Annotated in this window: 26 protein-coding genes and 1 riboswitch; of the genes, 15 read left to right on the top strand and 11 right to left on the bottom strand. The window is 43.5% G+C overall.

Annotated elements, in window-relative coordinates; translation table 11 throughout:
• Positions 1-2: 2 nt before the first annotated feature.
• From ABIO93_RS09690 to ABIO93_RS09645, 10 genes are all read right to left on the bottom strand, one after another.
• Positions 3-371, bottom strand: coding sequence for an SxtJ family membrane protein (locus ABIO93_RS09690; protein ID WP_348066962.1), 369 nt, complete (start codon positions 369-371; stop codon positions 3-5).
• A gap of 100 nt (positions 372-471) precedes the next feature.
• Entirely contained in the window at positions 472-621 is a 150-nt protein-coding gene (locus tag ABIO93_RS09685; protein WP_169719989.1) for a DUF5989 family protein, read from the bottom strand.
• Positions 622-694: 73 nt separating this feature from the next.
• Positions 695-1,816 carry an SGNH/GDSL hydrolase family protein gene (locus tag ABIO93_RS09680; RefSeq protein WP_348066959.1) on the bottom strand — a complete coding sequence of 374 codons (1,122 nt, stop codon included), beginning with the start codon at positions 1,814-1,816 and terminating at the stop codon, positions 695-697.
• Between the two features lie 27 nt (positions 1,817-1,843).
• On the bottom strand, positions 1,844-3,706 hold the full coding sequence (locus tag ABIO93_RS09675; protein ID WP_348066957.1) for a carbamoyltransferase: 1,863 nt from the start codon (positions 3,704-3,706) through the stop codon (positions 1,844-1,846).
• 236 nt (positions 3,707-3,942) lie between these two features.
• The gene (locus tag ABIO93_RS09670; RefSeq protein WP_348066955.1) at positions 3,943-4,977 is read right to left on the bottom strand and encodes a hypothetical protein; all 1,035 of its coding nucleotides are present in this window, start codon (positions 4,975-4,977) and stop codon (positions 3,943-3,945) included.
• Between the two features lie 183 nt (positions 4,978-5,160).
• Positions 5,161-6,195: a hypothetical protein gene (locus tag ABIO93_RS09665; protein ID WP_348066953.1), complete on the bottom strand. Its 1,035-nt coding sequence runs from the start codon at positions 6,193-6,195 to the stop codon at positions 5,161-5,163.
• Between the two features lie 135 nt (positions 6,196-6,330).
• Positions 6,331-6,717, bottom strand: coding sequence for an acyl-CoA thioesterase (locus tag ABIO93_RS09660; protein ID WP_348066951.1), 387 nt, complete (start codon positions 6,715-6,717; stop codon positions 6,331-6,333).
• A 90-nt stretch (positions 6,718-6,807) separates the two neighbouring features.
• A complete protein-coding gene (locus ABIO93_RS09655; protein WP_348066949.1) occupies positions 6,808-7,950 on the bottom strand; it encodes an acyltransferase in 1,143 nt (380 codons plus the stop codon).
• A 161-nt stretch (positions 7,951-8,111) separates the two neighbouring features.
• Positions 8,112-10,433 carry a 5-methyltetrahydropteroyltriglutamate--homocysteine S-methyltransferase gene (metE, locus tag ABIO93_RS09650; RefSeq protein WP_348066947.1) on the bottom strand — a complete coding sequence of 774 codons (2,322 nt, stop codon included), beginning with the start codon at positions 10,431-10,433 and terminating at the stop codon, positions 8,112-8,114.
• 202 nt (positions 10,434-10,635) lie between these two features.
• A riboswitch (cobalamin riboswitch) is annotated at positions 10,636-10,864 on the bottom strand.
• A gap of 172 nt (positions 10,865-11,036) precedes the next feature.
• The gene (locus ABIO93_RS09645) at positions 11,037-11,771 is read right to left on the bottom strand and encodes a glucosamine-6-phosphate deaminase (protein ID WP_348066945.1); all 735 of its coding nucleotides are present in this window, start codon (positions 11,769-11,771) and stop codon (positions 11,037-11,039) included.
• Positions 11,772-11,928: 157 nt separating this feature from the next.
• On the opposite strand from ABIO93_RS09645, the gene fumC reads away from it, so the two are divergent.
• The 12 genes from fumC (at position 11,929) to ABIO93_RS09585 (ending at position 21,531) form a co-directional block, all read left to right on the top strand.
• Positions 11,929-13,329 carry a class II fumarate hydratase gene (gene fumC, locus ABIO93_RS09640; protein ID WP_348066943.1) on the top strand — a complete coding sequence of 467 codons (1,401 nt, stop codon included), beginning with the start codon at positions 11,929-11,931 and terminating at the stop codon, positions 13,327-13,329.
• A gap of 82 nt (positions 13,330-13,411) precedes the next feature.
• On the top strand, positions 13,412-13,933 hold the full coding sequence (locus tag ABIO93_RS09635; RefSeq protein WP_348066941.1) for a hypothetical protein: 522 nt from the start codon (positions 13,412-13,414) through the stop codon (positions 13,931-13,933).
• A gap of 85 nt (positions 13,934-14,018) precedes the next feature.
• Entirely contained in the window at positions 14,019-14,960 is a 942-nt protein-coding gene (locus tag ABIO93_RS09630) for a D-2-hydroxyacid dehydrogenase (RefSeq protein WP_348066939.1), read from the top strand.
• Positions 14,961-14,964: 4 nt separating this feature from the next.
• Complete coding sequence (galK, locus tag ABIO93_RS09625; RefSeq protein WP_348066937.1) at positions 14,965-16,167, top strand: galactokinase; 1,203 nt, start codon at positions 14,965-14,967, stop codon at positions 16,165-16,167.
• Between the two features lie 38 nt (positions 16,168-16,205).
• Positions 16,206-17,348 (top strand): aldose epimerase family protein, encoded by a 1,143-nt coding sequence (locus tag ABIO93_RS09620; protein ID WP_348066935.1) that lies wholly within the window; start codon positions 16,206-16,208, stop codon positions 17,346-17,348.
• Between the two features lie 43 nt (positions 17,349-17,391).
• Positions 17,392-17,580, top strand: coding sequence for a DUF4160 domain-containing protein (locus ABIO93_RS09615; RefSeq protein WP_348067036.1), 189 nt, complete (start codon positions 17,392-17,394; stop codon positions 17,578-17,580).
• 58 nt (positions 17,581-17,638) lie between these two features.
• On the top strand, positions 17,639-18,007 hold the full coding sequence (locus tag ABIO93_RS09610) for a DUF2442 domain-containing protein (protein WP_348066933.1): 369 nt from the start codon (positions 17,639-17,641) through the stop codon (positions 18,005-18,007).
• 24 nt (positions 18,008-18,031) lie between these two features.
• On the top strand, positions 18,032-18,655 hold the full coding sequence (locus tag ABIO93_RS09605) for a hypothetical protein (RefSeq protein WP_348066931.1): 624 nt from the start codon (positions 18,032-18,034) through the stop codon (positions 18,653-18,655).
• A gap of 136 nt (positions 18,656-18,791) precedes the next feature.
• Positions 18,792-19,442, top strand: a complete 651-nt coding sequence (locus tag ABIO93_RS09600; protein ID WP_348066929.1) for a PspC domain-containing protein — start codon at positions 18,792-18,794, stop codon at positions 19,440-19,442.
• Between the two features lie 57 nt (positions 19,443-19,499).
• Positions 19,500-19,685, top strand: coding sequence for a DUF5668 domain-containing protein (locus tag ABIO93_RS09595; RefSeq protein WP_348066927.1), 186 nt, complete (start codon positions 19,500-19,502; stop codon positions 19,683-19,685).
• A 4-nt stretch (positions 19,686-19,689) separates the two neighbouring features.
• Complete coding sequence (locus ABIO93_RS09590; RefSeq protein ID WP_348066925.1) at positions 19,690-20,742, top strand: DUF5668 domain-containing protein; 1,053 nt, start codon at positions 19,690-19,692, stop codon at positions 20,740-20,742.
• Positions 20,743-20,772: 30 nt separating this feature from the next.
• Complete coding sequence (locus ABIO93_RS09585) at positions 20,773-21,531, top strand: M15 family metallopeptidase (RefSeq protein WP_348066923.1); 759 nt, start codon at positions 20,773-20,775, stop codon at positions 21,529-21,531.
• A 5-nt stretch (positions 21,532-21,536) separates the two neighbouring features.
• On the opposite strand, the gene ABIO93_RS09580 is transcribed toward ABIO93_RS09585, so the two are convergent.
• Positions 21,537-22,259 (bottom strand): head GIN domain-containing protein, encoded by a 723-nt coding sequence (locus tag ABIO93_RS09580; protein ID WP_348066921.1) that lies wholly within the window; start codon positions 22,257-22,259, stop codon positions 21,537-21,539.
• Positions 22,260-22,484: 225 nt separating this feature from the next.
• Between ABIO93_RS09580 and ABIO93_RS09575 the strand changes: the two genes are divergently transcribed.
• Genes ABIO93_RS09575 through ABIO93_RS09565 form a run of 3 tightly spaced genes read left to right on the top strand, consistent with a single transcriptional unit; the run spans position 22,485 to position 25,982 of the window.
• Complete coding sequence (locus ABIO93_RS09575; protein ID WP_348067034.1) at positions 22,485-23,105, top strand: RNA polymerase sigma-70 factor; 621 nt, start codon at positions 22,485-22,487, stop codon at positions 23,103-23,105.
• 2 nt (positions 23,106-23,107) lie between these two features.
• The gene (locus tag ABIO93_RS09570) at positions 23,108-24,133 is read left to right on the top strand and encodes a FecR domain-containing protein (protein WP_348066919.1); all 1,026 of its coding nucleotides are present in this window, start codon (positions 23,108-23,110) and stop codon (positions 24,131-24,133) included.
• Between the two features lie 55 nt (positions 24,134-24,188).
• Entirely contained in the window at positions 24,189-25,982 is a 1,794-nt protein-coding gene (locus ABIO93_RS09565; RefSeq protein ID WP_348066916.1) for a hypothetical protein, read from the top strand.
• The last annotated feature ends 283 nt before the right edge of the window (positions 25,983-26,265 follow it).

Below are 26,265 nucleotides of genomic sequence, written 5' to 3'. Positions count from 1 at the left end.
GCTTACCAAACCTGTTCAAGGTCCTTAGCCGAATATTTGTGATTTCTTTCTGTAAAAACAGTATCCTTTGCTTCCCTTTTCAGGTTCAAGGGATTTTTCTTGCTTAGTTTGGCGATTGCCGCTACAGGAAACAATACAATAAAAAATACGGCAGATAACAGAATCTTGCCATTTATTGCTCCTAATACTTCCGCAATTTTATACCATCCTTTTACGATCAGGTCTCCGATCACCGGAACAGCGATGCTTAGAACACCAACAGCCGCTGCTGCGATCAGGAAATATGGAGATTGGGGTTTGAAGATAAAGTGAAGTACTACCAAACCTGTGACTATGACCAACTGGGCTTTGGTCTTTTCTGATTCACTCATTTTATAATGTTAATGATTAATACAGTGACGTCGGCAATTATAAGACCAACGTCACTGTAATGAATTTAAATGTAAGGTTGAAGAACTCTGCCGAAACAGACTAGAACAACGTGTAGATAAAAGGAGCTACTGCTGAGCCACCTCCAATTACGATCAGAACGCCAATTAGCAACAATACAACAATGACAGGAGCTAGCCACCATTTCTTGCGCTCCTTCATAAATGCAAACAAATCTGTTAAAAAATCCATTCTATTATAATGTTTTGAAATATAAAGTTAAAAAATTTTAATATTCTAATACAATTTAAAAATCAACAAATTATTAGGGTTTCTGCATCGCTTCATACAAACGGTCTGCGATAAGGCCATTCAGGGTCGCGCTGCCATGCCCGTCATTCTTTCCCACTACCCTTTCTTTCTCAGGAATCTTTACAATTCCGTCATTAATACCGACTACGGTTACCCCTTTCGATTTCAGAAAATCTTCGACCGGCTTAGTATAGCCCGCACTTTTATCAACCTGAAATAAGAATGGAATGAAGACAGCGTACATTTTGGCACCGGTACTGTCCTTATATGCCGTCATTTTGGAAAGGTCCCGCAAATGCGAATTGAGTACTGTTGTATCGGTGTATGCGGTTTGGACAAATTTCTCAAAAGTGCTGAAACCGGTATGTGGTAATTGCCAGTAGATAAAATTAGGCAGGTAAAACCGCTTCACAATCGTAGCCATAGGACCTTTTAGGTCTGCATAAGGTTCAGCTCCTGAAAGCGTCAGTCCCTTTTCACGACCTACCTTTTCGATGTCATTCGGAAAATATTCCAAAATGATAATATCTGGCTTAATGGGGAATTCCTGCAAACGCTTTGCTTCATCCCGCGTATCCGCGCCGGACATTCCAAGGTTATAAATGCTGTATTGATCAGTTCCCAACTTGGCTCCGAGAATGTTTGAAAAACGCTCATTCACGTCCTTCAAGCCATGACCGGCTGCAAAGGAATCACCAATTACGAGCACCTGTTTTTTACCTGGCTCTTTGGCAACTTCCTTATCATGGTAACCCAATGCATTCACAGGGTTCCAGTATTTTTCCCACCATATCTGTGATGCTTTTGAGAGCACACCTTCGTGGCTTTGCGGAATGTACATGAAAATGATTTCTAGGAAAATGAGTGTCACAATCAATGGAATAATGATCGTCACTACATTCGCCACCAAACCCTTTGCCTTGCTTTTGACAACACCGTAGTAGAAAATCCTGAGGATTTCAATGATCAGAAGAAACCAGAAAGCGAACTTTGCCAGCCTGATGTACCAGCTGTCACTTTGCGGAAAACCCGGATAGTCAAATTTGATATGAAATTTATCCGGGTAAAAAAGGAAGATGAATATTAAGCCCAGAAAGAATATTCTTACCAGGCTCGTTACAATTTTAGATGCCATTTGTATATGCTGATAATAGAAAGGTGCTTAATCCAATACAAACTCTTCTTTCCAGTTATCCTTTTCGAGCCATTCAGGTTGTTGTTTTTTATCAAAAATAAAGTTTCCAACAACCAGATAGTCCATTTCCGTGCGCATAAAGCATCTGTATGCATCATTAGGTGTACACACAATAGGTTCCCCGCGTACATTAAAACTGGTATTCACGATCACAGCATATCCAGTGAGCGCCTTAAATGAGTCAATCAGCTCGTAGTAACGTGGGTTGGTCTCCTTATGTACCGTCTGAATCCTCGCAGAATAATCAATATGTGTGATCGAAGGTAAATCGGAGCGCTCAAAATAGAGCTTCTCGCGAAGATCCATTGAACCATAGTCGGATGGCACCGGTTTACGTCTGCTTTCAGCAACCGGATGCACCAGTAACATATATGGTGAAATACCTTCGTAGTCAAAATAGTCACCGCAATCCTCGGCCAAGACCGACGGGGCGAAAGGACGGAAAGACTCTCTATATTTGATTTTGAGATTAAGCTTTTTCTGCATTTCAGCATTCCTTGGATCTCCTAAGATGCTCCTGCCGCCCAAAGCGCGCGGCCCAAACTCCATTCTCCCCTGAACCCAGCCTACTACATTTCCTTCTGCTAATAACTTCGCAGCCTCGGTAGACAGGTCTTTGAAATTCTCGTAATGCGTGTAAACAGCTTTATATTTCTTGGCAGTCAACGCTACATCCAGATCGGAAAAAGTCGGCCCCAGATAAGAACCGCGCATCGCGTCCGCTTTCCAGGTAATTTTCCTTTCCTGACCGAAATAGATATGGAAAGCTGCCTGCGCTGCACCCAAAGCACCTCCCGCGTCACCAGCAGCTGGCTGGATAAATATGTCTTTAAATATATTAGCTTTTTGCAGCTTACCATTGGAAACGCAGTTCAACGCCACCCCTCCGGCCATACACAGATAATCGGACCCGGTAAGCCTTTTTGCCTCCTTCGCCATACGGATCACGGCTTCTTCCGTAATATTCTGGATAGCCAGTCCCAGATTACAATGTATTGCTTCGAGGGCGTCCTCGGGTCTTCTGGTTTTGAATCCGAAAAGCGCCTCCCATTTGTGCTCATTCACCATTTTAAGGCCGGTCGCATAATCGAAATAATCCTGATCAAGCCACACTGAACCGTCTTCCTTTAGATCAACCAGTTCTTTTAGAATGATATCTTCGTATTTTTTGATATCGGGTGAATCTGGGTTTCCATAAGGAGCAAGCCCCATCAGTTTGTACTCACCGGAATTAACCCTAAAACCAAGAAAATAGGTAAAAGCGGAATATAAAAGACCTAATGAATGTGGGAATCTCAGCTCTTTGAGGATACTGATATCCTTTCCTTCTCCAAGGCAAATCGATGCAGTCGCCCACTCACCTACCCCGTCGATCGTCAGAATTGCGGATTTCTCGAATGGAGAAGGATAATAAGCACTCGCCGCGTGAGACAAATGGTGCTCTGGGAAGAGAAGCTTAACTTTTTTCTTTTTGTCGTAGCCCAGTTTAACGAGTTCTTCATTAATAAGGCGCTTCAAAAACATCTTTTCCTTGATCCAGACCGGCATAGCAGTCAAAAAGGACCTTACACCTTTTGGTGCAAAAGCATAATAAGTTTCAAGGAGTCTCTCAAATTTCAAAAGTGGCTTGTCGTAGAAAACAATTGCATCCAGTTCATTGAGCGTCAACCCACCATATTCCAGGCAAAATGCGACTGCGTTGGAGGGGAAACCTGGATCGTGTTTTTTACGGGTAAAACGTTCTTCTTGTGCTGCGGCTACTATTTCACCATTATCAATCAGAGCGGCTGCCGAATCATGATAGAAAGCCGAGATACCTAAAATTTTCATTCAAATATTTAATTATATATGTATAGTTTGTGCCTATGGGGTCCAAAAGGCGTGCAAGTTAAGCATTTTGATCAACCCTGCAACCTGGCCGAGGCTTGGTATTAGTGTACGGCTTATGCTAAGTTGCCAGGAATCTAACGAGTACTCCTGACTATCTACTACTATTCCTGGCCACACCGAATTACAACTTTTCACAAAGTACTGAAAATCAACAGCCTTTTATTTCATACAGCCACTTACAGCAACTTTTCCTTTACAATAAACTGTGCGATTTCCTTGGCAAACCTCTTCGTTCCTGGTTCACTAAGGTGGCATACATCGCAAAAAAGAGACGAATCCTGCGGCATTATATTCTCCATGTCGAGAAAAGCAATTCCCTTGGTTCTCGCCAGTTTCCTCAATATTCCGTTATGGATTCGAATTCCCTTTTCTATGTTTTCCGACTTTCCCCATAAACTGGTAACCGTTCGGTATTGACAATTTCCAAAATATTTAAAATCTTCTGCTCCCCCGGTTAGATCAGTCCTCCTGGGAAAGTAAGACGCATAACTCAGCATCAACAACTTTTCATTTCTCGAGCCGGCAATGCTGATGATGTCTTCCAGATTTTTTTTAAAGGATTTAGCCGTTTTAATGTCCGAACCAAACTGTGTATAAACGGAATCGACACCGTTTTGATTAATGTAAACTTTGTGTAACAATAGATTTCTCGTTTCCATGATCACCTTTTCGAGAAAAAAAGGGACAACAGTGAAATTTATCTCACTATGGGCTATTAGAAGTTCTATATCCTCATACCATCTGATGTGTGAATAATCCTCTCTAAAATCTACTTCTGGAACGTTATTGGCCCTATTTTCATTAATCGCCTCATAATAAATAACCAGATCGAATCTCTTACCTTCCAAAGCTCTGTATTTCAATAAATTATCCATTGAAGTGTGAGCGGGGACTGCAACATTATGCAGCACATATTTTCTCTTATCTCCCAACTCATTTACCAGGATTGTAGGTAACAAACTATCCAACTTTGAGTATCCAGTGCAGATAACCGACCCACCGAGGACTAGTATATCTTTAATCTCATCGTCATTTCGAATTTCCCTCGTCAATACGGGTCGTAAAACGCCGTAGTACTTGTCCAAAAAATACTCTTTAGGCATCAAAATCGGATATCCAAGAAAACCGAGTGCCATACGTAACGCCACTTCAATAAAAACATATACACTCAAAAAGTAAATCAGGTAAAACGTACATCTTCTGGCATTCATGTTTCGCAGCTATTTTTGAAGCCCGAAGAACACACTCCAGAAAAAAATCCGCAAAAGCGCTTAACCTGTGGAAGCAGCTAATTATCTAACGGAGTTACAATTAATAATCGATTCCTAGTATTACATTCCAAAACAAGCCGTACCACGCGATTACCACCCAAGCTATTTAGTTTCAGTAACCATTCAAAATGCGCCGTTTTCTACAATACATCGCACAATTTCATGAGCAAAACGCTGCGCTCCGGGCTCGCTCACATGGCATACATCACAGAACAAACTGGAATCTTTCGGCATCCGGTTTTCCATGTCCAGGAACAAAACGTGATTGGCAGCGACCAATTTTCTCAATATACCATTATGAACCTGCACCCCTTTTCTCACATTTTCAGGGCTTCCCCAAATGGTGACGGGCGATGCATAATTACAGCCCGCAAAATGCTTCATATCGCTTTCCTCGCCCGTTAATTTGAAGTTTGGCGGAAAATAGGTTGCATAACTCATTAACACCAGTCTGTCTTTTCTGGATTGTGCTGTCGTTATGATTTTCTGAATATTTTTTTGATAGGTTGCGGCGGTTTTTATATCACCACCAAAACCGGCAAGGGCGGGATCAACCTTCTCCTGACTGATGTAAACCTTATGCGTAACCTTATCTCTCACGGTAGAGATCAGCATGTCGGCCAAATAGGGTATCACAGTAAAATTAATTTCGGGATGTGCCCTCAGCAGATAGATGTCCCTGTACCATTTGATATGAGAATAATCTGCCTTGAAATCCTTTGCCGCAATGTTGTTGGCCCGGTTTTCATTAATCGCCTCGTAGTATATGACGAGGTCAAACCTTTGCTTCTCCAATAAGCTGTATTTCAAAGCATTATCAAGAGATGTATGCCCTGCACCGGCAATATTATAAAATGCAAATTTCTGTCCGGTGCCGTAGTGTTTCCTTAAAATGCTATCAAGCCGCGCTTCCAGATGCGACCACGGTGTGCTGACAACCGACCCTCCCAGGATCAGTATATCCTTTACGGCATCATCACTTCTGATTGTTTTCTGAGTTACCTCCTGAAGATTATTGTAAAAACCTTTGTAAATGTAGTCTGAAGGCCTGAAGAATGGATATCCTAAAAATACCAGTGAGGCTCGAAGTAGTATCTCTGTAAAAATGAAAAGTATGGCAAAAAAGATACCTGAAAAAAAGAGTAAACGTAACTTCATTAGGGTCTGACGCGGTAAAATAGGGCAATAAAGATAATTTAATAAAATCACCTAATAATTAAATTAACCCAAATACATACGTTTTTTTTCATTAAACGGATTACCTACCCTCTACTTTATTTGCCTTCGCCTACCTTATATCAAGATTTTAACTGGTTTGTGATCTTCATCCAAGGCTACAAAAGTGAATATTCCCGTCACGGCCTTTTCGCGCCCCTCTTCATACATTTTCTCTACAAAAATGTCCACACGGACCTTCATGCTGGTATTTCCCACGGTCTCTACCCGGCCGATCAGCTCGATGATAGTCCCGGCTGGAATGGGATGGGTAAAATCGATTCGGTCGGAGGAGACAGTTACGCAACGAAGTCGTGAAAAACGGGTTGCTGTAATAAATGCAATCTCATCCATCATCGACAATGCGGTACCGCCGAAAAGTGTATCGTAGTGATTGGTATTATTTGGAAAAACAGTCTTGAAAACACGCGTTTCCGATGCAAGGATCTTTTCTTCTAAAGTCAAAACGTTGAAAAATTAAAATAACAGAAAATCGACGCAGTCTAAAACGTCAAACGCTGCTTTGGATGCTGATTCAATGAGCTTCACATCAACCTACTTTATCACCAGATCCTCCGCCCTTCTGTTTGCTACTCTTTTAAGGGAAAAATAAGACTTCAAGTTTATAAAATATTGTTCAAAGCAGTATTTTGACATAGTCGATACCATGATTAATAGAATCGTGCTAAACATAATGATCGACTGATCGGTCAAAATTACGCTGATTTCGAAGAAATACCTTATCGCACTAATCATTATGGGAATAAGTAGATAGGGCACCATAATATGAAAAATGTACAGCCCGTAACTGATTCTACCCAAATACATCGTCACAGAATTCTCCAAAAATGCCCCAAAGTAAGAGCCGAATCCTTTTTTGTAAGACGCGTTCGCGACCAGATATAAAGAAATCACTGACATCGCTAGTCTGAAAAACAATACTTTGAACAATGTATTATCGTGATTGAAGCAAAAATAGAGGAACAATAACCCCGCAATTGGCGCCGCCAGATTAATTATTTTTATAAATCTTCGGGGATTATCGTTGTTAACCAGGACATACGCCCACAAAGCACCCAGACCGAAAGAGTCCAGACAGGTAGGCATCAAAACACCAGCATTGTGGTCCACAACGAACAATAAGCCTCTTATAGCGACCCCGGCAAGAATTGTAGCCATTATTACCTGCTTCAAATTACGCGCATGGGCCTTGATGATCACAATTGGCCAGAAAAGATAAAACTGCTCTTCAACAGCCAGAGTCCAGAAAATCGATAGCACATTGGACCAGTTGCCTGTCTTATCAATCAGAAAATTTGATGAGTACAATAAGTAATGCAAAGGGTGCTCGTAAAAGTCAGTTTGGATGTCAGGAATGAAGGCTATTCTGGGTGCTAGCCATACAAAAAGCAGCATAAGATAATAAAGTGGGAAAATCCTCAGAACCCTTCTCACCATAAAGACTTTATAAATATCGGAGAAACGATAAACAGGCCGTAGCAGCCTGTTTTGTAGTAAAATTCGCGTAATGAGAAAGCCGCTTAGTACAAAAAATAAGGTAACTCCCAAAGGCCCATTCGATATTAAATTGAACCCTTTATCTACGGGAAACCAGTGAAACATGATAACCAGCACCACTGCTATCGTTCGCAGTCCGTCAAGTTGAGGATTGTAAATATCTTCTTGTTTCTGTCGCATGTGAGACTCGTTTGGATCGTGTTCTCATGCAAGAATAGGATCGCAGACCAGCCTCGTCTAATTTTCTTTCCAGCCGGGAGTTTCAATTATTCTAAGGCTCCATCCCCCATGATCAGATCAGAGTGGTTGAGTAAAGTCTACTCAACCACTCTGATCAATATTTACAAGGTAACTCCCACCGACAGACGCAATATTTCTGCCGCGGAAATCATGTTACGCAAAGCGGCTTCGGTCTCCGGCCACTTTCTGGTCTTTAATCCGCAGTCCGGATTTACCCATAAATTTCTGGCGGGTATCACTTTTAATGCCTTTTCAAGTAGATAAATCATCTCGTCGACCGTAGGAACCCGCGGCGAATGGATATCATATACACCCGGTCCGATCTCGTTGGGATAATTGAAGTCAGCAAATGCATTCAGCAATTCCATCTGCGAACGGGAAGTTTCGATCGTGATCACGTCCGCATCCATTGCCGCGATAGAGTCGATAATGTCATTAAATTCCGCATAGCACATGTGGGTATGGATCTGCGTCTGATCAGCCACACCTGCCGCGCTGAGCCTGAAAGCATCCACTGCCCAGGTTAGGTAGCTTTTCCAGGCGTGCTTCTTCAATGGTAATCCTTCGCGGATTGCAGGTTCGTCGATCTGTATCACTTTGATCCCGGCTTTTTCCAGATCTACCACTTCGTCGCGGATTGCCAGTCCAATTTGAAAAGCGGTATCCTTTCTGGGTTGATCGTCGCGAACAAACGACCATTGCAGAATGGTTACCGGGCCTGTCAACATCCCTTTTACCAGTTTTTTAGAATTAGCCTGCGCGAATGACGACCACTTCACAGTCATCGGTGCCGGGCGTTCCACGTCGCCATAAATGACGGGCGGTTTCACGCAACGGCTGCCATAACTTTGCACCCAGCCATTTTGTGTAAAAACAAACCCTGACAAACTTTCGCCGAAATACTCCACCATATCATTTCGCTCAAATTCGCCATGTACCAACACATCGATCCCGAGCTCTTCTTGCCAGCGCAACGAACTGATAATTTCTTCCTTAATCCGGCTTTCATAATCTTCTAATGTCAGCGAACCCTTTTTCAAATTTGCTCTCAGTTGCCTCACTTCATCCGTTTGGGGAAAAGAACCGATGGTCGTGGAAGGAAAAAGAGGTAGTTTTAATTTTTCCAATTGAATGGCCTGTCGCACGGAAAAATCATTCAGCCGCTCGAAATCCTGCTTTTCAATAGCAGCGGCACGTTTCTTAACCTCAGGCTTGTGAATCAGTAAAGAGTTTTTCCTGCTTTCAACAGCTTTCTGATTGAAAATAAAATCCTCGTCCGACGACCAGTCTGAGCCAGCTAACTTTGCGATGGTGGTCACCTCTTTCAATTTCTGTTTGGCAAATGCCATCCAGTTTTTAATGTCGGGCGTCAGTACCGCTTCATTTTTTTCAAGATCCAGATCATAAGGACTGTGGAGTAAGGAAGAGGAAGGCGCGACCATTACCCGGTTTTCACCCAGTACTTTAACTGCCTCCGTGACAAAATTCAGCGATTTCTGATAGTCATTTTTCCAAATGTTCCGCCCGTCGACAACACCTAGTGAAAGTATTTTGGACGAAGAAACGAATGCAGGATCTTCTAAAAGTGGCTTGAAGCTTTCGGCTCCTCTCGTTAGATCAATGTGCAACGCATCAACTGGCAAGCTTGTTGCGATCGGCAAATTCTCTTCCAAAGCATCAAAAAACGTGGCTACCAGCACTTTCAGTTTTGGTAATGCTTCCCTGATCTGTGCATATGCGCTTTGAAATGCGAGCTTTTCTTTCTCCGTCAAATCGAGTACCAGGCCAGGTTCATCCAGCTGCACCCACATTGCTCCGCGACTGGAAAGCTCTTTTAATACTGAAATATATACAGGCAAAAGATTATCCAGGAGATCAATTCTATCAAATCCCTCCTCTTTTTCTTTTCCCAAACAAAGATAAGTAACAGGCCCTAAGAGCACTGGCTTGGTCACAATGCCTTTGTGTAAAGCATCCTCAAATTCCAGCAAGACTTTATCAGAGTACCGACGAAATTTCTGGTTTTTGACAAATTCGGGTACGAGGTAGTGGTAATTGGTATCAAACCATTTGGTCATTTCCATGGCCCTGACATCCAGCCCGTCGCGTTGGATACCTCTGGCCATTGCAAAATACAGGTCCAACTCCCGATTGGATTTTCCGTCGATCAGCTGATGATAGCGCTCAGGAATGGCACCCACCATTAATGAAGTGTCGAGCACGTGGTCGTACAAGGAAAAATCATTTGAAGGGATCAGATCAATTCCGGCGTCCTTTTGAGTTTGCCAATTCTCGCGACAGATTTGCTGCGCAACTTTTTGAAGCGCGTCGCGGTTGATCTTGCCTGCCCAGAACTGTTCACTGGCTTTTTTGAGTTCGCGATGGCTTCCAACGCGCGGGTAACCCAGGTTGTGTGATAACATTGAATTTGTTTTAAAGAGTTAATAAAAACCCTGTGAAAACACCCTCCCATCCTGATGTAAAATTGACTGGATACTGATCAGTACTTCATATCGTCACAGCATTGGCGTGCTCTGTCCGGCACCAAAAGGACCCAGGCAATGCTGCTGATGCTGAAATAATATGTGGTAAATCAATACGTGGCTACTCCCCTTTCGTGAGGGAATAGTCATTGAGCGTAATGGCAAGTCTCCTGGCTTGCATCATTTTAACCGCCCTTCTCGTTGCACCGGTAACTTTACAACAATGGGACACAAGGGTTAAAATTTGTCCTTACTGCCTGGACTGATGCTTACAGTAGCACGACTGCCCGTGATTTGCACACGGTTCCTTTTTGTTTTGCCAAATGCTGGATGAGGGATCCAAAGCAAAAACCATTACCCCGATTGACGGGCGTTCACAAAGAACGTGTCAAATTTAAAGTGAAAATTTGCTGGTATTTTAAGATGTAACCGATTTAAGTGAAGCAGTCAGATATTTGTAATGCTCCGCGATAAAATATCTTTTTTGGCCAAAAATGAGAGGCTGAAAAAGTGATTTATTTAACCCGGTTTTTACGGTTATGATCACTTTTGAATCAATGAAGCAGCTTCTTCGTCGAGTATCAACTCTGCATTAAAGTGATTTTGCAAAGCCGTAGCAGGAACCTTGGCCGTTACCGGAAAAGCCAGTGCCCGCTTGATCACTTCTGCCTTGGAGCTGCCTGAAGCGAGCAATATTGCAGTCTTGGATTCCAGAATGTGCCTGATACCAACAGTTATTCCCCTGGTCAGGATAGTAGGTTTTTCAAAATATTTCTGCCCTACTTCTTTGGTAACAGTTTCAAGCTCTGAAATGTGGGCGTAAGTGTCCCACGGCGTTCCGGGCTCGTTCAATGCGAGGTGTCCGTTCATTCCTACTCCCAAAACAATGAGATCCAAGCCTCCCAGACTTGCCACTACCTTATTGACGCGGTCACATTCAGCTTGCGGATCAATGGCTTTTCCATCGAAAAACACGATCTGATTGTCTCTCAAACCAATTGGTTTCAAAAAATCCTTGTCCAACAGATCCCGACAGCTTCCGTTGTCCTCGGCTCCCATTCCGATCCATTCGTCTAAACCTATAAAGATACATTTGGAAAAATCGGCCATCCCTTTCTGATTCGCAGCGGCCAGCGTTTGGAACATCCCCAGCGGTGTGCTTCCAGAAGGTAAACAGATGACCGCATTGGGTTTATTGGCCAGTAAAGCAAGCACACGATCCGCGGCCGCCAGGCTCATCGATTGGTAGTCCGGGTAAATACTGATTTTGGGAGTCATATTGTAAGCTGGTACTAAACTGGTAAAAACGCCAATCTAAACATTCTTTTCAGGCGGTTGAACATTTCTCTTGAAAAAACGCCAAAAACTGCAAGCCCAACCCTAACTTTACCACCAAAATCAGCATTGTTCATTTACATTATCCTTATACCTTAAAATGGAATATCGTATTGAAAAAGACACCATGGGCGAAGTGCAGGTCCCTGCCCATGTATATTGGGGCGCGCAAACGCAACGCTCTATCCAGAATTTCCCTATTGCCCAGGACATCAATAAAATGCCAAAGGAAATTATCAAGGCCTTTGCATACTTGAAAAAAGCCGCTGCTATTACCAATTTTGAAGCGGGCATATTACCGGAAGAAAAAAGCATTCTGATCGGCCAGGTTTGTGACGAGATCCTTACTGAACAGCTGGAAGATCAGTTTCCGCTGGTAGTTTGGCAAACGGGTTCAGGAACACAGTCGAACATGAACTGCAACGAGGTGATCGCTTACCGCGGACACGTTTTGCAAGGCGGCGACCTGGCTGACAAATCGAAATTTCTTCATCCTAATGATGATGTAAATAAGTCCCAGTCGTCCAATGATACTTACCCGACTGCGATGCACATTGCGGCATACAAAATCCTGGTGGACGTCACCATTCCAGGTATTACCAAACTGCGTGACACATTGAAAGCTAAATCTGAGGCTTTCAGAAGTGTTGTTAAAATCGGCCGTACGCACTTCATGGACGCTACTCCATTGACATTGGGTCAGGAGTTTTCGGGTTATGCGTCGCAGCTGGATCATGGCTTGCGTGCAATCTATAACACCCTTGCCCACCTTTCAGAACTTGCATTGGGCGGAACCGCTGTTGGAACGGGTATTAATACGCCCGAAGGATATTCAGAGAATGTGGCGAGACATATCGCTGCATTGACTGGTTTACCATTCATTACAGCGGAAAACAAATTTGAAGCTTTAGCTGCTCACGATGCGATCGTGGAAGCGCACGGTGCATTGAAAACAGTTGCCGTAAGTCTGATGAAAATCGGGAATGATATCCGAATGCTGTCTTCCGGCCCACGCTCAGGTATTGGCGAGATCCATATTCCTGATAACGAGCCCGGAAGCTCGATCATGCCTGGCAAAGTGAATCCTACGCAATGCGAAGCGATGACCATGGTAGCAGCGCAGGTAATGGGTAATGATGTCGCGATCGGTATCGGCGGATCAAATGGTCATTTTGAATTGAATGTATTCAAACCTTTGATGGCTTATAACTTCCTGCATTCAGCACGTTTGATCGGTGATGTTTGCGTTTCTTTCAATGATAATTGTGCGATCGGTATTGAGCCGTTACATGAAAATATCAGAAAGCACGTGAACAATTCATTGATGCTGGTAACTGCATTGAACACCAAAATCGGTTACTACAAAGCTGCTGAGATCGCTCAGACTGCTCATAAAAACGGATCAACGTTAAAAGAGACCGCCGTAGCCCTGGGTTACGTCACTCCTGAGGAATTTGATGCTTGGGTAAAACCGGAAGAAATGGTCGGCGACAATAAATAGACGGTCAAATCATCATTTTTAATGCTTATTTTCAGTGCTCCGTTTACCAGCGGAGCACTTTTGTTTCAAACAGGTAGGAAAAATGAATATCAAAACCGAGCTGCTCACCGACCCCAGGCATTCCAAATTGATCGCAATGCGGATCGCTACCTATGCCTGTACTTCCGATGCTGCATTTAAAGAACTGATGCATTGCTTTCTTTCTGACGACTTTCGTCTTGCCCAGCGCGCAGCATACAGTGTTAGTATCGGATCAAAACAAAAACCAGCAGCCATTCAACCGTATATAGGAGTACTGGTGAGCCAGCTGAAACGAACCGGCATTCACGATGCTGTAATCCGGAATAGTGCGAGAGTACTGGAAGACATCAGCATTCCGGAAGAATTTCACGGCGAATTAATGGACGCCTGTTTTGCATTAGTCCAAAACCGGCAGACCGCCATTGCGATCAGGGCATTTTCACTAACTATCTTGTTTAATCTCTGTAAAATTTATCCTGAGATCAAAAATGAATTACGTGTGATCATTGAAGAATCCATGGAGTTTGAAACTCCCGCATTTAGATCGAGAGGAAAGAAAATATTAAAGTATATCGCAGTTTAACAACAATTATATCTACCACGACAGTTAAAGCGAGTGCAAAAACAGGTAAAACGTTTTACCTTGCTTCTTTAAACTTAAAAAATAAATGATCATCTACTGCCATTCCATGCTGGATGAACCGCTCAGGCAAAAGCTCATTGACACATTATCGCCTCAGCATATCATTCATTTCAGGACCGAAACCACCAGTGACGAAGAGGCATTATCGTCCTTTCAGTCAGCAAATTATATCCTCGGCAATCCGCCAGTTCAGTGGTTTGACAACGTATCCGACAATCTCAGTTTCTGGCAGCTGGACTCCGCTGGTTTCGACCAGTTTGCCTCCATACCATTGAAAGACGGCGTGAAAGTGGCCAATATGGGCGACTGGTTTGCCCGGCCGTGCGCGGAATCCATCGTGGGCGGCGTACTGGCATTGTACCGGGGACTTGATACATTGACATTACTAAAACAGAAAACAGAATGGATCGGCGCCAAACTCCGGACTGAATTAAAGATTTTATACCGGCAGAATGTGATTATCCTAGGCGCTGGTACGATCGGACAATCCGTTAATTCCATACTGAAAGGGCTGGGTTGCAACACACATATGTTGGCCAGAACTTCTCCCGATGCTGATTTGCACAGCCGCGAGGACCTGATGAATGAGCTGCCGAATGCCGACTTGGTTATCAACACATTACCTGGAACCGCTGCTACTTTTGTAGACACAGCGTTTTTTGCTCAAATGAAAGAACATAGCGTGTACGCAAGCGTGGGCAGGGGTAGTACCACGGATGAGAATGCATTAATTGCAGTACTCAATTCAGGAAAACTCGACGGTGCTGTGCTGGATGTGACGGAAGTAGAACCGCTGCCAGAAGAGAGTCCGTTATGGAAAATGACCAATGTGATACTTACCCAGCACACCGGCGGCGGCCATAAAAATGAGCATATGGGCAAGGTAGATCTATTTCTCAACAACGTTTTCGCGCTGGAAAGTGGCGGCAATGTGGCCAACGAAGTAAATCTGCTGAAAGGCTATTAATTAAATGATCAGTTCAGAAATTTTGACAACAGAAGTGAATATAGTTGACAGTATCAAAGAAAAATATTTTCTCAAATTTGGGAATACAGGTGATGCCGAAAAAATAAGGGTTTTCAGGTCACCGGGCCGCATCAACCTCATTGGAGAACATACGGACTATAACAATGGCTTTGTACTGCCAGCCAGCGTAGATAAAGCTGTTTATTTTGTGATCTCACCCCGCGAAGATGACCAGGTGATTCTTTATGCTGCTGACCTCAATGAATCTTACACATTTTCTCTCGGTGATCTGTCCAAGCCCGAAAAGTCGTGGCCACATTACCAACTGGGTATTATCGAACAGATACAGAAAAACGACCTGACCATTGGAGGTTTCCAGGCAGCTTTTGGGGGCGATGTACCGGTTGGTGCAGGCTTGTCTTCCTCGGCGGCATTGGAATGTTGTCTTTTGTTTGCTTTAAATGAAATGTATGGCCTGAACCTGGATCGTTTCAACATTGTAAAAATGTCCCAGAAAGCCGAAAATGAATATGTCGGCGTTCAATGTGGCATTATGGACCAGTTCGCTTCCGCTTTCGGAAAAGAAGAAGCTGTAATCCGCCTGGACTGCCGCTCATTGGAATACGAATATTTCCCATTCCCAATGGACGAGTACCTGCTTGTACTTTGCGATACGAGCGTAAAGCATTCACTGGCCAGCTCTGAGTATAATACCCGGCGGCTGGAATGTGAGCGTGGTACTGCCATTCTTCAAAAATATGATTCGAAAGTTCTCAGTTTACGTGATGCTTCTCCCGAGTTGGTTGAAGCGCACAAAGATGAATTGGCGGATGTGGTATATCGACGCTGTAAATTTATAACCGAAGAGATCCAGCGTGTTCAGGATGCCTGCGACCTGCTTATAGAAGGCGATATGGCTGCTTTTGGTAAAAAAATGTACGCAACGCACTATGGCTTGCAGCACGAATACGAGGTAAGCTGCCCCGAGCTGGATTTCTTGGTTGCCGAAACGCAAGATAACCCGGCCGTACTGGGAGCGAGAATGATGGGAGGAGGATTTGGCGGCTGTACGATTAATCTTGTAAAAAAAGAGGCCGTTCCTGAGTTTGAAAAACAAATGAAAAGCGCCTATCTCGAAAAATATCAGATCGATCTGCCGTGCTATAAAGTGAAAATCACGACCGGTACCGAAGAAATCATTAACTAACCTGTTCCAGCAAACCTGCAAACGCTAAACCTTTACTTATGAAAAGACTACCCATTTTACTCACCGCACTGATCGGATTTGGCCTTTTCAGTTGCTCCAAAACAAACAAAGAAGAAAAAATGATCAGTACCATTTCCAAAGAAGCATTCGGCGAACTGCCCGATGGCCAGAAAGCAGATCTTTACACGCTGACCAATGCCAACGGCATGACCGTCAACATTACGAATTACGGCGGTATCATTACCAAATTGACTGCTCCCGATAAAAAAGGTGAATGGGCTGACGTGGTACTTGGATTTGACTCACTGGCCCCGTATGTGAAAGGTCATCCTTTTTTCGGAGCACTTGTAGGCCGTTATGGCAACCGGATCGCGAAAGGGAAATTTAAATTGGACGGAAAAGATTACACTTTGGCTATCAACAATGGCCCCAATGCATTGCACGGCGGGATAAAAGGTTTTGATAAAGTAATTTGGAAGGCTACGGAAATAAATCAGGATTCGGTTGTTGGTCTTCAACTGGAATATGTAAGCAAGGATATGGAAGAAGGCTATCCTGGCACGCTGACTGTTAAAGTGGTTTACACATTGGATAATGATAATGCATTGTCTATCAATTACACAGCTACTACCGACCAGGCTACGATAGTGAACCTGACCAACCATTCATATTTCAATTTGACTGGTCTGAAAAGAGACATTCTGGATCACGAGGTTATGATTGAATCAGATACTCTTGTCCCAATTGACTCCACATTTATTCCTATCGGAAAGTTGCAGTCTGTTGAAGGAACTCCGTTTGATTTCAGAAAACCTACCAAAATCAGTGCGGGTATTGTTAAAGTGGAGGATGAGCAAATCAAAAACGGTGGTGGGTATGACCATTGCTGGGTACTCAAAAGAACAGAGCCTGGCCTGATGTTGTTTGCAACCGTTAAAGATCCGGAAAGTGGCCGCTTCATGGAGGTTTTCACTACTGAGCCTGCTGTTCAGTTTTATACAGGAAACTTTCTGGATGGCAAGCTGACAGGGAAAAATGCGACTTATTCTAAAAGATTCGGGCTTTGCCTTGAAACAGAACATTACCCTGATTCTCCAAATCAGCCCCAGTTTCCTACAACCGTGCTGAAACCAGGCGAAACCTATAATACTACTACCAAGTATCGTTTTTCGGCGAAGTAGTTTAACATTATAAGCTAAGTCTCGAGAGCGAAGAAAATAGGATCTGACAACCTATTTTCTTCGCTTTTCCGTTTTCCGTACTTTTTGGTACTTTTGGCAATGCCTACCGTTTTATATAAATGGATTTCGGTTTTTCTTTTATTTGAACGAGCATGAACCAATTCATGTTCACGTTTCAAAGGGAGATAGTGAGGCCAGAATAGTCTTAGTACCTGAACTCGATATTTCTTAAAGCCGGGGATTTAAGAAAAACGAGCTCCGGAGCATTATTGAGATAGTTATCGAAAATTATGAAAACATCATTCAAGCCTGGCGCTCCACCTTCGGTAAGTAAGGATCTGACGGAATTTCTTTCTGCTCAGGATGATAACGACATTATCATCGACACTGACGATCTGGACAAAATAATTCTGAGTAATAATTTAAAAATTAGACACTTTACAGTTTTTAGAGATTTGGATTTAGTTGTATTTATCTTGAATAATAAACGTATAATCCAGAGACCTCTTTCGTCGTATCCAGCACTTGAAAGCGCCATTGACTACGACTTATATCAATATCAGATCTCAGATTCAGGCATACATTGGCCGGAAATAGACGCAGATCTGAGCTTACGAGGCCTTTTATTGGAAGAAACTGTTAAACATGCAGCCGTTTAGTTTTCGAATTCATTTTTATTACCAATGCTTACAAGAACAGTAAAAATCAGCAATGTTACCAATTTGTCCGATGCACGTTATTGCGCCGGAATGGGTGTGGAAATGCTTGGTTTTTCAATAGATGAAGACTCTCCAAATTATATCTCTCCCAAAAAATTCGAAGATATTTGTTCCTGGCTGGCGGGTGTTACGCTCGTTGCAGAAACGGCACAAACCAATGCTGAGTCAATATTAAAGACATTAAGTAGCTACCCGGTGCATGCCATTCAGGTTGAGGATCCCGGACTTTTAAATTATTTACGGAGCGAATTGAGCCTTCCGTTGATACTTCGGATCAGCGCAGACCTTTACGAAGCTGACGAGATCAGCTCCATTCTGAGTCGTTATGAAGGTGATGTTACCCATTTTCTCCTGGAAAGCGACGACAATGCCGAGCTTTCTGAAACATGGATCAAGGTATTGGAGCAATTGGCTATCGAATATCCAATTCTGATTGGCTTTGGCTTGGACAATGAATTCACTGTCAGCGCACTGACTGAGCTTCTGCCAAATCTTGGCATTGCGTTACGCGGCAGCGACGAGATACGCCCTGGCTACAAAGATTTTGGCAGCATGATGGACATTCTTGAAGCTTTAGAAGAACAATAGCCTCATTTTCTCCCTAAAAATCTAACTCTCCTCAAAAATATCCGTTTAACACGCCGTTTTACCGATAATAATTTTCCGGTTTACAGTATCTTGCATTACCTACTACCTTTGATTACAAATAAACGCTAAGCTAATCATGGAAAAGAAATTGCACCGTATACCTGACCAGGCAGTTTTTGGAGGAGTTGCTTCCGGAATTGCACAGTATTTACAAATTGACGTTGTAATTGTTCGGGTTCTCTTTGTTGTAATGTTGTTACTGCCCATACCTCCGAGCTTCGGATGGACCGGTATTTTATACATTATTCTCTGGGCTGTGCTCCCTACCGGACCTGCTGGTGAAATTTATACAACCACTACCAGCTTCGACTCTAATGAAGCCAAACCTTCGATCCCATTCTTTGACAAAAAGGGATCGGATCAGACTGTGATGATTCTGGGTGCTGTACTTGTTTTCTTCGGTGCTGTCATGCTGATTGATGATTTCCCGATCTGGTATGAGTTTAAAAAGTATTTCTGGCCGATTGTTTTGATCGCCATCGGTGCATTTCTGATACTGCGCCAGAGAGACAAGCAGCAGGAAACTAATTCCACGGTATATCCGACTACGCCACCACCCCCGGTACCCTCTGAGCCAATAGGGCCGGAGCCTATCGTACCAGAGCCTGATCCACAACCATATACGCCTTTTACGCCAAGTTCAACAACACCGACACATTTTCCGGAAGATCCCGAAAGCAAGAAACCGGATGATGAAGACGACGATCAGGTGATCAAGGTGAACTAGCATCGCAGAAGACTTATCAACTCTCTTGTATCTTTCATTTTAAACAAAACCATAGCCATGAACTTTCGAAATATTTTCTGGGGAGTGATCCTCATCATCACAGGAGCTCTGTTTCTCGTCGAAGAACTAACTGCGTTTGATTTTGGCCGCTTTTTCTGGCCCATTATCCTCATTGTCACCGGTGGTTTGCTTTTATTAAAGAATTTCCTTCATTCTGATATTTCCAACCGATCAAACATATAAGACTATGAAAAACTCACGCGGCATAGTTTGGGGTGGATTGCTTGTCATTTTGGGAACGCTTTGGCTCCTCCGCAGCATGAATCTTTTAGATATCGACTGGGATGAAGTACTTCCCTACTGGCCTGTTTTACTGATCCTTGCGGGTGCGGTGTTGCTCGCTTCCGGCAGGGAACGCACGTCCGGCGGGGTAGTTGGCCTACTGATCACACTGGCGGTATTCGGGGCAATTGTCAATCGTACCGACCGTGCATTTGACCGACATGGCAACAATTGGAATTTCGGTTGGGATGATGATGACGACGACGATGACCACGACTATGGGCATAACAACAACGATGATGAAGACGATAATGATGACAATGACGACGCAGAGGACAAGGATCATGACTATCAAAAGGAACATTGGGACAGCAAAGGCCAAAAGGCGATCAATGGTTTCTATAAATACGATATGGAAGATTTTATCCAGAAGGCTAATTTCCATCTGGAAGGCGGAGCAGGTTCTTTCACGCTGAATGGTAACACGCAGCGGTTGTTCGAAGCCAATACAAAAAGTTCGATCGTTGGCTTTTTATCAAATACTTCCATCAATAAGCTCGACAACTCGGCGACCGTAAACCTGAAAATGGAGGATGGAAATGTCAAGATCAAAAACGGCGAAATTTCCAATGAAGCCAAAATTCAGTTAAACGAAAAACCGGTATGGAACATTGACCTGGGTATCGGCGCTGGAAAAGGCAATTTCGATTTCAGTAATTATAAAGTCGAAAAGCTGAAAGTGAGTACAGGTGTTGCGGATATGGACATTAAAATGGGTGATAAGCTAGCCACTTCGAATTTAGATATTGAGGCAGGTGTAGCGTCCATTACCATCGAAGTACCAAAATCGGTAGGCTGTGAAATGCACATGGACGGCGCATTAAACGCTAAAAGCATGGATGATCTGGACAAAGTAAGTAGCGGTTTATATCGTTCGCCAGGTTATGATAGTGCCGCCAAAAAGATCATCATTCACTTCGAAGGTGGCCTAACCAGCATCAATATCAAGCGTTACTAGTAGCTAGTTTCAAAACCGGCATTCATACAAATGAATATCTTTGCAGCTCATTGCAGGGATATTCATTTTTTTATGCTCAAAAAAGTCATTTTTTTAGGTTTGCTTTTGTTGGTATTCGGTAGCACGTCTTTTGCCCAGGAATTAAAAAAAGAATGGAATAGAAATACCATTCCCGACATTGAGCAAAAAATGATTATTCAGGGATTGATAGATGTTCAAAAGGCGAATCCTGATATTCTCGTGGAATTGAAATACGCTACTACTGACAATTTCATGCGGAAAAATGTATACGAAGATCTTACCCGCGCCTACCTGCAACCCGAAATGGCGAAACGGCTGGCCAAAGCAGCCACGCTTTTAAAACAATCCAAGCCAGGTTATCAATTGTTGGTCTACGATGCTGCAAGGCCTAATTCCGTGCAATATAACCTTTGGAATGCATTGGACGACTTGAAAATTCCCGCAAAAAGTAAAACACAATATGTCGCCGATCCGAAAATTGGCTCTAACCATAACTTCGGTTGCGCGGTAGACCTGACCGTGGTGGATGAAAAAGGCAAACCGCTGGACATGGGTACCTCATTTGATTTTTTCGGCCCGCTTGCCTATCCACGCTCCGAGCAGGAAATGTTGAAAAAAGGCAAGCTCACCCAAAAGCAGATCGAAAATCGTCAGATCCTCCGAAAAGTAATGACCCAGGCCGGGTTCAAAACCAATACCACCGAATGGTGGCATTTTGATGGCATGTCGAAGAGCCAGGCCCGGGCCAGATATGGGATGATCAAGTAGCCTGATTATTCCGGACGCACTGTACTGCCTCCCGAAACTTTCTTTTCAACAGCCGGGCTACCTTTGTAACGAACGCTGCTGGCACCGCTGACATCCACGTCCAATAGTCGGGAAACGGATACACGTGCATCGCTCGCTCCGGAAACATCCAGATCGGACTCTTCGGCTGCCCAGTCAAATGCATTCAATTGAGAAGCACCGGAAAGTTCGCCGTCCATAAATTTACCATCTCCAAATAGGTCCAGACGCGATGCACCGGACAAATCGATTTTCAGATTTCTGGCCGATCCTTCAAAATCACATTTCGTTGCCCCGGATAGCTCGAATTCCAGTTCAGGCAGATTTTCAAACCCTTCTATTGATGCAGTAACGGCTCCTGAAAAATCAACAGCTGCCAAATCCGGCATTGTAACGTCGATATCCATGGGCTTCCTGCGGTTTTTCCAGGAGTTGTTGCTGTAGCGGGCTACCAATTTTCCGTCCTGAACAAAAACTTCAAGATCATCCAGGTCATTCAACTCGCCCGTTGCAGAAACTGCAAATGCTGCTCCTTCGATCACATTGACGCGAAATGCACTGCCCATTTCCAGCTCATCAAAATTTTTGAAATCGTAGGTACGTGTGCCTTCGCCACGTGGTTCGATATCGTCGTCATTAACATAAACACAAGACTCCGAAAGCGTTAACAGTGATAATCCGGCAAAAACTGAAAAAATAAAATGTTTCATGGCTAATAAATTGTAATTGAAATGAATGCTATCACAAGGTTTTCAATGTTCGTTGCCTTGCTTGGAATAGACAACCCACTGTATTAACCCCCCTATTCAAAAAAAATAATTTTTATTCATAGGGGTAAGCGCTCCCTCAATTGTCATGTTCAAAAGGAAATTTCAAACGTGGCAGCGACCGCTCTTCTATATCCGGATTTACTAATCGAAAGAGATTATCTATTTTTGACCGAAAATCAAAAAACGAAATCGGTGTACTCTTCCGACCCAGATATAGTAGGCGCAATACGGCGAGGCGACGAACAGGCTTTCGAGCAAACGTTCCGTAGCTTCTATCCACGCCTTTGTAATTATGCATGTACGTTGCTTAAAGACGAGGAGGAATCGGAAGAGGTGGTTCAAACCGTGTTTTTGACGATCTGGGAGAAACGGGAAGATCTGGAAATCACACTTTCCCTGAAATCATATCTTTATCGTGCGGTCCATAATCATTGCTTGAACCGATTCAAACACGCGTCAGTCAGAGAGGTGCATCGGGAGCATACATTGAATTTTTCAGCGCATTCGTACGAGTCGGTGACGGAGGTTATTCATGCCAATGAATTGGAAGAACGCATTGAAAAAGCGGTGAGTACCCTACCCGAACAATGTCAGAAAGCATTCAGATTAAGTCGTTTTGAGGAATTGAAATATCAGGAAATAGCGGATCAGTTGGGAATTTCCATCAAAACCGTCGAGAATCAGATTGGTAAGGCTTTGAAGATATTACGCGCGGAGTTGGCGGATTATTTGCCGACGTTGCTTTGGCCGGTTTATTTTATTGTTGAACAGTTAATCAGATCGTAACCATGAACTTTCATGAACACATATCGGAAGAGCTGTTAGCACGTTATCTGGCAGACACCGCTTCCGAAGTAGAGAAAAATCAAGTAGAAATATGGTTGGCGCAGTCCGACCTTAACAGACAGGAATTTGCGAACTACCGTCTGATCTGGGATCATGCCGGTTCGGTTCAAAAGAAATTCAATGTCGATACCGACGTGGCGTGGAGCAAGATGAAAATGAAGATGGATAAAAAGCCAGCGACAATTTCATCCAGTGAACCCGAGCCAAAAGTTCGCGAAATCGATTTCACGCAAACGACGAATCAGAGAAGGTTACCCATCAGAGTTTGGGCAGCAGCTGCCATCGCTTTGCTTGTTCTGTCATTTGGCTGGTTCTATTTCCGTTCAATGCCTTCTGCCGAACAACGGGTTGCTACTAGTAATAACACAACCGAAAAAATTCTGCCGGACGGCACCAAAGTATTTTTGAACTATAACTCTTCCTTAACATTCCCTGAAAATTTCAATGGTGATTTCAGAACGGTTTCATTACAGGGAGAAGCGTTTTTTGATGTAAAACCTGATGGCGCCCACCCTTTCATTATCAATGCGAATGGAACAGAAATACGTGTTCTTGGAACTTCATTCAATGTAAAAGCATACAAAGAAGCGCCCGTTCGTGTGGATGTGAGCACTGGCAAAGTACGAGTGAGCAAAGCCTCACATAAAATCGAGCTGATCAAAGGCGAAAGTGCGGAAGTACTGGCAGACACGATCAGAAGTTTGCAAGCCAACATGAACATCATGGGCTACAAAACCCAGATCTTCGATTTCAATGCTGCTAATCTGAATGATGTCGTAATGTCCATTCGCGAAGGATACCACGTAGATGTGCGACTATCCAACCAACAGATAGCTCAATGCCGGCTCACAATACGGTTTGAAAAAGAACCATTAGATGCTACACTGGCTGTGATTGCTGAAACGCTTGATCTGGATTTAAGAAAAGAAGGAAAAGTATACTGGCTGGATGGAAATGGCTGTCAGTAAATCCCCATATCATCCATTTGGTTTGAGAACCAGCATTTTCGGATTCAGTCTTTTCATGATTTTGTTGTTCGCAGATTTGAATGTGTCTGCGCAGGATTTGTTGGAAAAACGCATTTCAATCCGGGTAACGAATCAGCCACTGGACGAAACTTTGCAAAAAATTGGCGATCTCGGCGATTTCAGTTTCTCTTATAGTCCTGATATGATTGATGTAAAATCGAGAGTTTCTATACAGGCTATAAACCTGAGCGTAAGGGAAATACTGAATGAGATCTTCAAAGACAAGGTCACTTTCAAAGAGAGACGCAAGTACATTATCCTGCAAAAAAACAACGATTACGAAAAACCCGAGAAGCCTGATAATTTCAATCTCAATGGCTACATCATTGATACCAAAACCGGTCGTAAACTAGCCAATGCGAGTATTTACGAGTCTGTCACATTGGCTTCTGCCGTCAGCAACCGATACGGTTATTACAAAATCCGGCTTCCAACTGCACCAGCGGCCATTCGCCTGGAAGTGCGGAAAGAAGATTACATTGGAAAGACCATTGCGATCGCAAACCGGCAGGATACCTACTTGCAGATAACACTTACCCCAGACACATTAAAACCTATTTCTGGAAAGCTAGCGCCCCAAACCAAGGCGCGGGTTGATTCTTTGCATCACAAAGTAGAAATTCCACAGTTCCAGGTAACATCAGCTCCAGTCATTTTTGCAGACACAGTACGACCCCAAGTGGCCATGAACCGGGGACCTGATAGGGCAGCGATTGAATACGAAAAGTTTAGAAGCACATACCGGAGAGTTCAAAGCAAATTTGTAAACGCCTTCGCATCCGCTAGCCAGGCCATTCACACCAGAAACATTGAGGATTCTTTACATCGACCATTTCAAGCATCCATTTTACCGTTTTTAGGGACTAATCACCAGCTTAGCGGGAACATAGTAAACGATTATTCGATCAACCTGATCGCCGGATATTCGCTTGGAGTGAACAAGTTGGAGGTAGGAGGTATTTTCAATGTAGTAAGGGGAAATGTAACGGGTTTTCAACTGGCTGGCATTGGCAACATTGTCGGAAACGACGTCACAGGGTTCCAGTATGCTAATTTTCTTAACCTGACGCTCGGTAACTTCACCGGTTTTCAAGGTGCCAATTTCATCAATTATACCGGCAAAAATTTCAAAGGATTTCAGGTATCAGGTGTGGGTAATGTAGTGGTCGGTGTGTTGGAAGGGCATCAGTTTTCAGCGGGTTACAACTATGCGCATACGGTTCGCAAAGGCCGTCAAATCGGATTTGTAAACTATGCTGATTCCTCCGCGCGTGCTCCGCTTGGATTATTCAGCTTTGTTCAGAGCAATGGTTACCGTCGCTATGAATTTTCGTCAGACGAATTCAATTATTTCAATACCGCGTTCAAAACCGGGGTTAGCAGCTTTTACAATATTTTTAGTTTGGGTTTCAATGGTTTCTTGTCAGAAAAACCATTGGTTTCGCTTGGTTATGGCTTTGGTACTGCGCAGAAATTAGGCAGGGGCTGGATGGTGAATGCAGATGCGACAGGCAGCGTTGTCGTTCTAAAAAACCAAAAGATTGAAGACATTAACCTCGGAATGTTCAAGTTCGCGATTGGCATCGAGAAAAAAATAGGGAATCAGTTCGCCCTTTTTGCCGGTCCGACATTTAATGCCCTTTGCGGCGAAGACAGAGGATTCATCAACAGATCCAAGGTAAAAGGCATCAAGCCCATCTGGGTCGGCGAGGAACCCAATCTTTTAACGAAAGACTACACTTGGCTGGGGTTTCAAGCTGGGATCAGGATTTGTAATATAACTCGTTAGTATTTCACGACTCTGGATCTTCTTGATCAATCTGGTAAAATAACTTTTCCAGTTCTGAGCTTTATAACTCATAGGCTTTTTATAAATTCCCTTGCAGATCGGCTACCAAGTTCCCCTTCCTCCACAAGTTTCATCTCTTCAACGCCCTTCCGAATATTTTCAATAACCTGCTCATCGGTATCTTCATCATCCAATTCTTCTTTTATCCTGACAAAAGGAAAACGATCAAGAAGATTTTAAAAAAAAGACAATTCCCTATCCTCAACTTCAACGGTCAGTGTTG

Origin of the sequence: Dyadobacter sp., assembly GCF_039919315.1 — a bacterium.
In the GTDB taxonomy this organism is placed as follows: Bacteria; Bacteroidota; Bacteroidia; order Cytophagales; family Spirosomataceae; genus Dyadobacter.
The sequence above is the reverse complement of the archived record's forward strand: the minus strand, read 5'-3'. Positions and strand labels throughout refer to the sequence as shown.

Bases quoted from the DNA above. Each gene is read 5' to 3' on its own strand.
- ABIO93_RS09670 (WP_348066955.1), bottom strand. From the start codon at position 4,977: ATGAATGCCAGAAGATGTACGTTTTACCTGATTTACTTTTTGAGTGTA.
- ABIO93_RS09580 (WP_348066921.1), bottom strand. From the start codon at position 22,259: ATGAAACATTTTATTTTTTCAGTTTTTGCCGGATTATCACTGTTAACG.
- ABIO93_RS09600 (WP_348066929.1), top strand. From the start codon at position 18,792: ATGGAAAAGAAATTGCACCGTATACCTGACCAGGCAGTTTTTGGAGGA.
- ABIO93_RS09675 (WP_348066957.1), bottom strand. From the start codon at position 3,706: ATGAAAATTTTAGGTATCTCGGCTTTCTATCATGATTCGGCAGCCGCT.
- ABIO93_RS09570 (WP_348066919.1), top strand. From the start codon at position 23,108: ATGAACTTTCATGAACACATATCGGAAGAGCTGTTAGCACGTTATCTG.
- metE (WP_348066947.1), bottom strand. From the start codon at position 10,433: ATGTTATCACACAACCTGGGTTACCCGCGCGTTGGAAGCCATCGCGAA.
- ABIO93_RS09685 (WP_169719989.1), bottom strand. From the start codon at position 621: ATGGATTTTTTAACAGATTTGTTTGCATTTATGAAGGAGCGCAAGAAA.
- ABIO93_RS09645 (WP_348066945.1), bottom strand. From the start codon at position 11,771: ATGACTCCCAAAATCAGTATTTACCCGGACTACCAATCGATGAGCCTG.
- ABIO93_RS09680 (WP_348066959.1), bottom strand. From the start codon at position 1,816: ATGGCATCTAAAATTGTAACGAGCCTGGTAAGAATATTCTTTCTGGGC.
- ABIO93_RS09605 (WP_348066931.1), top strand. From the start codon at position 18,032: ATGCTTACAAGAACAGTAAAAATCAGCAATGTTACCAATTTGTCCGAT.
- ABIO93_RS09590 (WP_348066925.1), top strand. From the start codon at position 19,690: ATGAAAAACTCACGCGGCATAGTTTGGGGTGGATTGCTTGTCATTTTG.
- ABIO93_RS09690 (WP_348066962.1), bottom strand. From the start codon at position 371: ATGAGTGAATCAGAAAAGACCAAAGCCCAGTTGGTCATAGTCACAGGT.
- ABIO93_RS09655 (WP_348066949.1), bottom strand. From the start codon at position 7,950: ATGCGACAGAAACAAGAAGATATTTACAATCCTCAACTTGACGGACTG.
- ABIO93_RS09565 (WP_348066916.1), top strand. From the start codon at position 24,189: ATGATTTTGTTGTTCGCAGATTTGAATGTGTCTGCGCAGGATTTGTTG.
- ABIO93_RS09595 (WP_348066927.1), top strand. From the start codon at position 19,500: ATGAACTTTCGAAATATTTTCTGGGGAGTGATCCTCATCATCACAGGA.
- fumC (WP_348066943.1), top strand. From the start codon at position 11,929: ATGGAATATCGTATTGAAAAAGACACCATGGGCGAAGTGCAGGTCCCT.
- galK (WP_348066937.1), top strand. From the start codon at position 14,965: ATGATCAGTTCAGAAATTTTGACAACAGAAGTGAATATAGTTGACAGT.
- ABIO93_RS09585 (WP_348066923.1), top strand. From the start codon at position 20,773: ATGAATATCTTTGCAGCTCATTGCAGGGATATTCATTTTTTTATGCTC.
- ABIO93_RS09630 (WP_348066939.1), top strand. From the start codon at position 14,019: ATGATCATCTACTGCCATTCCATGCTGGATGAACCGCTCAGGCAAAAG.
- ABIO93_RS09665 (WP_348066953.1), bottom strand. From the start codon at position 6,195: ATGAAGTTACGTTTACTCTTTTTTTCAGGTATCTTTTTTGCCATACTT.
- ABIO93_RS09610 (WP_348066933.1), top strand. From the start codon at position 17,639: ATGAAAACATCATTCAAGCCTGGCGCTCCACCTTCGGTAAGTAAGGAT.
- ABIO93_RS09620 (WP_348066935.1), top strand. From the start codon at position 16,206: ATGAAAAGACTACCCATTTTACTCACCGCACTGATCGGATTTGGCCTT.
- ABIO93_RS09635 (WP_348066941.1), top strand. From the start codon at position 13,412: ATGAATATCAAAACCGAGCTGCTCACCGACCCCAGGCATTCCAAATTG.